Origin of the sequence: Nocardioides sp., assembly GCF_025965415.1 — a bacterium.
Lineage (GTDB): Bacteria > Actinomycetota > Actinomycetes > Propionibacteriales > Nocardioidaceae > Nocardioides.
The window spans coordinates 1-7,122 of sequence record NZ_JAOPWY010000126.1 but is presented as its reverse complement, the minus strand read 5'-3'; the positions used below and the strand labels follow the sequence as shown (position 1 = coordinate 7,122).

The 7,122-nt window shown below is 70.3% G+C and carries 8 protein-coding genes and 2 pseudogenes; 5 read left to right on the top strand and 5 right to left on the bottom strand.

The window, feature by feature from the left end; genetic code table 11:
* From JWN97_RS13570 to JWN97_RS13550, 5 genes and pseudogenes are all read left to right on the top strand, one after another.
* Window positions 1-197: pseudogene (locus JWN97_RS13570) on the top strand (glucose-6-phosphate dehydrogenase); the annotation flags it as partial.
* A pseudogene (locus JWN97_RS13565) lies at window positions 190-678 on the top strand (glucose-6-phosphate dehydrogenase); the annotation flags it as partial. The pseudogenes JWN97_RS13570 and JWN97_RS13565, both read left to right, overlap by 8 nt.
* 76 nt (window positions 679-754) lie before the next feature.
* Window positions 755-1,666, top strand: coding sequence for a glucose-6-phosphate dehydrogenase assembly protein OpcA (locus JWN97_RS13560; RefSeq protein WP_297623394.1), 912 nt, complete (start codon window positions 755-757; stop codon window positions 1,664-1,666).
* Complete coding sequence (gene pgl, locus JWN97_RS13555) at window positions 1,663-2,409, top strand: 6-phosphogluconolactonase (RefSeq protein ID WP_297623386.1); 747 nt, start codon at window positions 1,663-1,665, stop codon at window positions 2,407-2,409. Before JWN97_RS13560 ends, pgl begins: the two co-directional genes overlap by 4 nt.
* Before the next feature lie 232 nt (window positions 2,410-2,641).
* On the top strand, window positions 2,642-3,607 hold the full coding sequence (locus JWN97_RS13550) for a hypothetical protein (RefSeq protein ID WP_297623385.1): 966 nt from the start codon (window positions 2,642-2,644) through the stop codon (window positions 3,605-3,607).
* A gap of 81 nt (window positions 3,608-3,688) precedes the next feature.
* Here the strand turns inward: JWN97_RS13550 and JWN97_RS13545 are convergent, their stop codons facing one another.
* The 5 genes from JWN97_RS13545 to JWN97_RS13525 all read right to left on the bottom strand — a co-directional run.
* Complete coding sequence (locus JWN97_RS13545; protein WP_297623384.1) at window positions 3,689-4,048, bottom strand: RNA polymerase-binding protein RbpA; 360 nt, start codon at window positions 4,046-4,048, stop codon at window positions 3,689-3,691.
* 24 nt (window positions 4,049-4,072) lie between these two features.
* Window positions 4,073-4,312 carry a preprotein translocase subunit SecG gene (secG, locus tag JWN97_RS13540; RefSeq protein WP_297623383.1) on the bottom strand — a complete coding sequence of 80 codons (240 nt, stop codon included), beginning with the start codon at window positions 4,310-4,312 and terminating at the stop codon, window positions 4,073-4,075.
* A 43-nt stretch (window positions 4,313-4,355) separates the two neighbouring features.
* Entirely contained in the window at window positions 4,356-5,159 is an 804-nt protein-coding gene (gene tpiA, locus JWN97_RS13535) for a triose-phosphate isomerase (RefSeq protein ID WP_297623382.1), read from the bottom strand.
* 3 nt (window positions 5,160-5,162) lie between these two features.
* A complete protein-coding gene (locus JWN97_RS13530; RefSeq protein ID WP_297623381.1) occupies window positions 5,163-6,374 on the bottom strand; it encodes a phosphoglycerate kinase in 1,212 nt (403 codons plus the stop codon).
* A 5-nt stretch (window positions 6,375-6,379) separates the two neighbouring features.
* The coding region (locus JWN97_RS13525; RefSeq protein WP_297623380.1) for a type I glyceraldehyde-3-phosphate dehydrogenase at window positions 6,380-7,122 on the bottom strand (743 nt) is incomplete at its 5' end.

Below are 7,122 nucleotides of genomic sequence, written 5' to 3'. Positions count from 1 at the left end.
TCACCCACAACGCCGTGGTCTTCCGGATCCAGCCCGACGAGGGCATCACCATGCGGTTCGGCTCCAAGGTGCCCGGCACCGCCATGGAGATCCGCGACGTCAACATGGACTTCGCCTATGGGGGCTCGTTCACCGAGGCCAGTCCGGAGGCCTACGAGCGGCTGATCCTCGACGTGCTGCTGGGCGACCCGCCGCTGGGCTGGTGTGCCGTTCTACCTCCGCACGGGCAAGCGACTGGGTCGCAGGGTCACCGAGATCGCCGTCGTGCTCAAGCGGGCGCCGCACCTGCCGTTCGCCGAGACCGCCACCGAGGACCTCACCCACAACGCCGTGGTCTTCCGGATCCAGCCCGACGAGGGCATCACCATGCGGTTTGGGTCCAAGGTCCCGGGCACCGCGATGGAGATCCGCGACGTCAACATGGACTTCGCCTACGGCGGCTCGTTCACCGAGGCCAGCGCCGAGGCGTACGAGCGGTTGATCCTCGACGTGCTGCTCGGCGACCCGCCGCTGTTCCCGCGGCACGAGGAGGTCGAGCTCTCCTGGAAGATCCTCGACCCGGTGATCGAGCACTGGGCGAAGAAGGGGAAGCCGGACACCTACGACTCCGGCACCTGGGGACCGAAGTCCGCGGACGCGATGCTCGCCCGCGACGGACGCGTCTGGAGGAGGCCGTGACCATGACCTCACCCCACGAAGCCGCTCGCTCCTACCGCTTCGCTCCTTCCACTCACGCCTTCGAGGGGACCCCGAGATGATCGAGCTCACCGACACCAACTCGGCGAAGATCGCCGCGGAGTTCGTACGGTCCCGCACCCGGGCCGGTAGCCCGGCGATGGGCATGGTGATGACACTGATCATCGTCGCGCCCGAGGAGGACGCGGCCGAGGCGATGCTCGCGGCCAAGCGCGCCTCGCGCGAGCACCCCTCGCGGGTCCTCGGGGTGATCCTCGGCGACGCCCGGGGGTCGGCCCACGTCAACGCCCAGGTGGGCAGCGGCGACGGCTGGGGCGGCGAGACCGCCCTGATCCGGCTCAAGGGCGAGGTGGTCAAGCACGCCGAGTCGGTGGTGCTGCCGCTGCTGCTGCCCGACTCCCCTGTCGCCATCTGGTGGCCGACCACGTCACCGCCCGACCCGGCCACCGACCCGCTGGGCGCCCTGGCGCAGCGACGGATCACCGACTCGGCGGCGGTCTCGCGCGGCAAGTCCACGGCGATGCTCAACCAGTGCCGCTCCTACGCGCCCGGCAACACCGACCTGAGCTGGACCCGGCTGACCCCGTGGCGCGCTCTGCTGGCCGCGTCGCTGGACCAGCACCCGCTGAAGGTCACCGGCGCCACGGTCACGGCCGAGCGGGTCAGTCCCAGTGCCGACCTGCTCGTCGCCTGGCTCGCCGACCGGCTCAAGGTCACGGTGAAGCGGGCCAACTCGGAGGGTCCCGGCATCACCGAGGTCAGCATGCAGACGAAGCAGGGGCCGATCCGCATCGCGCGCGCCGACGGCCGGCTGGCCACCTTCACCTCCCCCCACCGGCCGGACCGTCCCGTGGCCCTCAAGCGGCGCGAGGTCCCGGCCCTCCTGGCCGAGGAGCTGCGGCGCCTCGACGAGGACGACGTGTACGCCGCCACCGCCGCCCGGCTCGTCAAGCTCCAGGGCTCGAAGTGACCTCGTCGGACGTCCGTCGTGCGGACAGCCGGTCCGAGCTGGCCACCTCGGTCGCCGCGGCCCTGCTCGAGCGGCTCGCCTTGGCGCAGGCGCGCGGTGACGTCCCCCAGATCGGGCTGACCGGCGGCAGCATCGCCGACGAGCTCCACCGCGAGGTGGCGCGCCTCTCCCCCGGGTCGGGCGTCGACTGGTCGCGGGTGGTGCTGTGGTGGGGCGACGAGCGCTGGCTCCCCGCCGGCGACCCGGACCGCAACGAGGTCCAGGCGCACGACGCCTTCATCACGGCGCTCGGCGTCGATCCCGCCAACGTCCACCCGATGCCCGCCAGCGACGACGGTCTCTCCCTCGACGACGCCGCCGCGGCCTACGGCGAGACCATCCGCGAGTTCGGTGCCGGGTCCTTCGAGGTGCTGATGCTCGGCATCGGGCCGGACGGCCACGTCGCCTCGCTCTTCCCCGGACATCCCGCAGCCGTGGTGCGTGACGCGATCGTCGTACCCGTCGAGGATTCGCCCAAGCCGCCCCCGGAGCGCCTCTCCCTCACGTTCGAGGCGATGGACCGCAGCGACGCCGTCTGGTTCGTCGCCGCCGGCGAGGACAAGGCGGGCGCGGTGGCGGCGGCCATGTCCGGCCCGGCCGCGATCGGCTCCCCCGAGGCCGTCGAGTGCCCCGCCCGCGTGCCCCGCGGGACGGTCGAGACCCTCTGGTGGCTCGACCCCGACTCGGCCCATCTGCTGACCTGACGCTCGTGCGCACCCGCACGGTGCCGAGCTGACGCTTGTGTGCGCGCGCACGGTGCCGAGCTGACGCTTCTGTGCGCGCGCACGGTGCCGAGCTGACGCTTGTGCGCACGCGCACGGTGCGAGCTGACGCTTCTGCGCACGCGCACGGTGCCGAGCTGACGCTTCTGCGCACTCTTTCCACAGGCGCGGACTGGCGGGTTCGACCTCGCGGCGCCGCGGGAAGCGTGGGGACATGGACCTCGCGCCCTGGCTCCACCGAGCGTTTCTGGACGACACGTTTCCCCTGCCGACGAGCACGCCGTTCACCGCGCGCACCGCCGCGGAGAACGGTGTCGGCCGCCGTGACCTGAGCGCACTCGTGGCAGCCGGGCTCCTGCGCCACCCCATCCGCAACTGCTACGTCCCGGCACAACTGCCCGATGACATCGCCCTCCGCTGTGCCTGCCTGCGCCTGGTGGTCCCACCTGACGCCATCGTCGTCGATCGTCACGCGGGATGGCTGTGGGGTGCGAGCATGGTCCTGCTTCCCAACGAGCACCTCAACGTCATGCCCGTGACGATGGACCTACCACTCGGTCGCGGACGGCTCCGCAACAAGCTGGTCGACGGTGGGCAGCGAGCGCTGCTGCCCCGCGACATCACGGAGCTGCACGGGTTGAGGCTGACGACACCCCTGAGGACGGCCCTTGACCTCGGTCGCCAACGGTGGCCGGAGCCTGCCATCACGGCACTCGATGCCCTTCATCGGCTCGATGCGTTCTCGCTGGCGGAGCTGCTGGGCGAGATCGACCGGTTCAAGGGCATGCGGTGGGTGACCACTCTCCGTCACGTCGCGCCTCACATGGACGGACGCTCACAGTCGGGCGGCGAGAGTGTCATCCGGTGGCGATGGATCCAGCTGCCGGTCCCGCCGCCCGAGCCGCAGGTGGAGGTGCGGTCCGGAGCGCGGCTCGCGTTCATCGACATCGGGACCGCCGGCATCCGCGGCGGGGTCGAGTACGACGGTGCGGAATGGCATGACCACGAGGCCGCGCGCGAGCACGACGTCGTACGACGGACGTGGCTGGACCGCGACGAGGACTGGGTGATCGAGCCGTTGGTCTCCGTCGATGTCTACGGGCCCCAGCAACGGGTCGAAGAGGTCATCCTCACGGTCGTCGCCGAGGCCGTACGACGTACGCGCAGGCGTTCGGCGTGAGCAGAAGCGTCAACTCGGCACCGTGTGCGTGCACACAAGCGTCAGCTCGGCGCACCTGCAGTGCGCACAAGCGTCAGCTCGTCAGAAGATGATCTCGCCGGCCTTGCGGCGACTGCGCAGCTGGGCCACGGCCTCGTCGAGGATGTCGGCGGCCTCGGTCTCGCTGCGCCGCTCCTTCACGTAGGCGAGGTGCGTCTTGTAGGGCTCGATCTTGGGCGCCGGGGGCGGGTTCTCGCTGTCCCGGCTCGCCGGCAGGCCGCACTTTGGGCAGTCCCACGAATCGGGCGCGGCGGCCTCGATCGCGAAGGTCACCACCGAGCGGTGGTCGTGACTGCAGAAGTACGTCACCGTCTGCCGGGGAGCGGCCTCGCCGCGCTCGGCCTCGCCCATGGGGCCAGCCCCAACCCGACTGCCACGGATCGCGTTTCCACCACCAGCCACGAGGGATTCTCCTTTTTCGGGGGCTCAGTTGCCCTGGTAGGCCTTGAGCAGGCCCAGGGCGACGATGCAGGCAAACCAGATGACACCGACGCCGACTGTGAAGCGGTCGAGGTTGCGCTCGGCTACGGACGATCCCCCGAGACTGCTGGACACGCCGCCGCCGAACATGTCGGAGAGGCCACCGCCGCGCCCCTTGTGGAGCAGCACCAGCAGGATCATGATCGAGCTCGCGATAACGAGCAGGATGGTGAAGAGCAGAATCACGAGCGGAAGCCTACGTCACGTCCTGCTCGAACCGGTCGGCGCCTCACAGCACGGGCATGTCGTAGAAGCGGCAGATGCCGCCGAACTCGTCCACCTGGAGGCTCGCGCCGCCCACGAGGCACCCGTCGACGTCGGCCTTCTCCATGATCCCGCCCACGTTGGCGGCCTTCACGGAGCCGCCGTAGAGGATCCGCAGGCCCTCGGCCGCACCGTCGCCGTGGACCTCGCGGACGCGCTCGCGGATGGCCGCACAGACCTCCTGGGCGTCGTCCGGGGTGGCGACCTCGCCCGTGCCGATGGCCCACACGGGCTCGTAGGCGACCACGAGGCCGGCGACCTGCTCGGCGGTGAAGCCGTCGAGCGACCCATCGACCTGCGAGAGCGTGAAGGGCACGTGCTCCCCCGCCTGGCGTACGTCGAGTCCCTCGCCGACGCAGACGATCGGGGTCATCCCGGCCGCCAGCGACTTGTGGGCCTTGCCGTTGACCAGCTCGTCGGACTCGTTGTGGAACATCCGGCGCTCGGAGTGACCGACCACGACGTAGGAGCAGCCCAGCTTGCTGAGCATCGCCGCGGAGATCTCGCCGGTGTAGGCGCCGTTGTCGTGGACCGAGACGTCCTGCGCGCCGTAGCGGATCGAGAGCCGGTCGCCGTCGACCAGGGTCTGCACCGACCGGATGTCGGTGAACGGCGGCAGCACGACGACCTCCACCTTGCCGTAGTCGTGGCGCTTGTCGGACAGCGTCCAGGCGAGCTTCTGGACGAGCACCACCGCTTCTTGGTGGTTGAGGTTCATCTTCCAGTTGCCCGCCATCAGCGGGGTGCGGTCGTTCTTGGTGCCAACCATGGCTCAGTCCCTCTCGAGTACGGCGATGCCCGGGAGCTCCTTGCCCTCCAGGAACTCCAGCGACGCGCCGCCGCCGGTGGAGATGTGGCCGAAGGCGGCCTCGTCGAAGCCCAGCTGCCGCACCGCGGCGGCGGAGTCGCCACCGCCCACGACGGAGAGGCCGCCGGCCGAGGTGACCTCGGTCAGCGCCTGGGCCACGGCCCGGGTGCCGTCCGCGAAGGCGTCGACCTCGAACACGCCCATCGGACCGTTCCAGAACACCGTCCTGGCGTCCGACAGGGCGGCGGCGAAGGCCGCGGCCGACTCGGGGCCGATGTCGAGGCCCAGCGCGTCGGCGGGGATCTCCGAGGCAGGTACGACGACGGGCTGGGGCTCGCGGTCACCCGACGGGAAGGCCGTGTCGACCACGACCTCCGTCGGCAGCAGGATCTCGACGCCCCGGTCCGCCGCCTCGGTGAGGTAGCGGGTGCAGGTGTCGAGCTGGTCGGCCTCCAGCAGGCTCTTGCCGACCTCGTGGCCCTGGGCCTTGAGGAAGGTGAACACCATGCCGCCACCGATCAGCAGCTTGTCGGCCTTGTCGATCAGGTTGTCGATGACGCCGAGCTTGTCCGAGACCTTGGAGCCGCCGAGGACGACGACGTAGGGGCGCTCGGGGTGGTCGGTGAGCCGGCGCAGCACGTCGACCTCGGCCGCCACGAGGCCGCCCATCGCCGACGGCAGCCGCAGCGCGATGTCGTACACGCTGGCCTGCTTGCGGTGGACGACGCCGAAGCCGTCGGAGACGAAGACGTCGGCCAGCTGGGCCAGCTGGTCGGCGAACGCGCCACGGACGGCGTCGTCCTTGCTGGTCTCGCCGTCGTTGAAGCGGACGTTCTCCAGGACGGCGATGTCGCCGTCCTGGAGGCCGGCGACGGTCTCGGATGCGCTGGGGCCGACCGTGTCGGTGGCGAACGCGACGGGTCGCCCGAGCAGCTCGGACAGCCTGGCCGCGACCGGCCTCAGGGAGAACTTCGGGTCCGGGGAGCCGCTGGGGCGGCCCAGGTGGGCAACGACCACTACCCGGGCACCCGCGTCGGACAGCTCCAGAAGAGTCGGGATGCTCGCGCGGATCCGGCCGTCGTCGGTGATGGTGGTGCCGTCGAGGGGCACGTTGAGGTCCGAGCGGACCAGGACGCGCTTGCCCGTCAGGTCCCCCAGGGAGGCGATGTCGGACATCGACGTCAGAGCGTCTCGCCGATGAAACCGATCAGGTCGACGAGGCGGTTGGAGTAGCCCCACTCGTTGTCGTACCAGCCGACGACCTTGACCTGGTTGCCGATCACCTTGGTCAGCGGGGCGTCGAAGATGCACGACGCCGGGTCGGTGACGATGTCGGAGGAGACGATCGGGTCGGTGGAGTACTTGAGGAAGCGGCCGTCAGCGGCCTTCTCGATGATCGCGTTGACCTCCTCGACGGTGGTCTCGCGACCGGCCTCGAAGGTCAGGTCGGTGGCCGAGCCGGTGGGCACGGGCACGCGGATGGCGTAGCCGTCGAGCTTGCCCTTGAGCTCGGGCAGGACCAGGCCGATGGCCTTCGCGGCACCGGTCGATGTCGGGACCAGGTTGATCGCGGCGGCGCGGGCGCGGCGGGGGTCCTTGTGGATGTTGTCCTGCAGGTTCTGGTCGGCGGTGTAGGCGTGGATCGTGGTCATCAGGCCCTTGACGATGCCGAGGTCGTCGTTGAGCGCCTTGGCCATCGGGCCCAGGCAGTTGGTCGTGCACGAGGCGTTGGAGATGACGTGGTGCTGCGCGCCGTCGTACTGCTCGTGGTTGACGCCCATGACGACCGTGATGTCCTCGTTGGTGGCGGGCGCCGAGATGATGACCTTCTTGGCGCCGGCGTCGAGGTGGGCCCGCGCCTTGGTGGCGTCGGTGAAGAAGCCGGTGGACTCGACGACGATGTCGACGCCGAGGTCGCCCCACT

Coding starts and splice junctions, on each gene's coding strand:
- JWN97_RS13560 (WP_297623394.1), top strand. CDS start 755: ATGATCGAGCTCACCGACACCAACTCGGCGAAGATCGCCGCGGAGTTC.
- JWN97_RS13550 (WP_297623385.1), top strand. CDS start 2,642: ATGGACCTCGCGCCCTGGCTCCACCGAGCGTTTCTGGACGACACGTTT.
- tpiA (WP_297623382.1), bottom strand. CDS start 5,159: ATGGTTGGCACCAAGAACGACCGCACCCCGCTGATGGCGGGCAACTGG.
- JWN97_RS13530 (WP_297623381.1), bottom strand. CDS start 6,374: ATGTCCGACATCGCCTCCCTGGGGGACCTGACGGGCAAGCGCGTCCTG.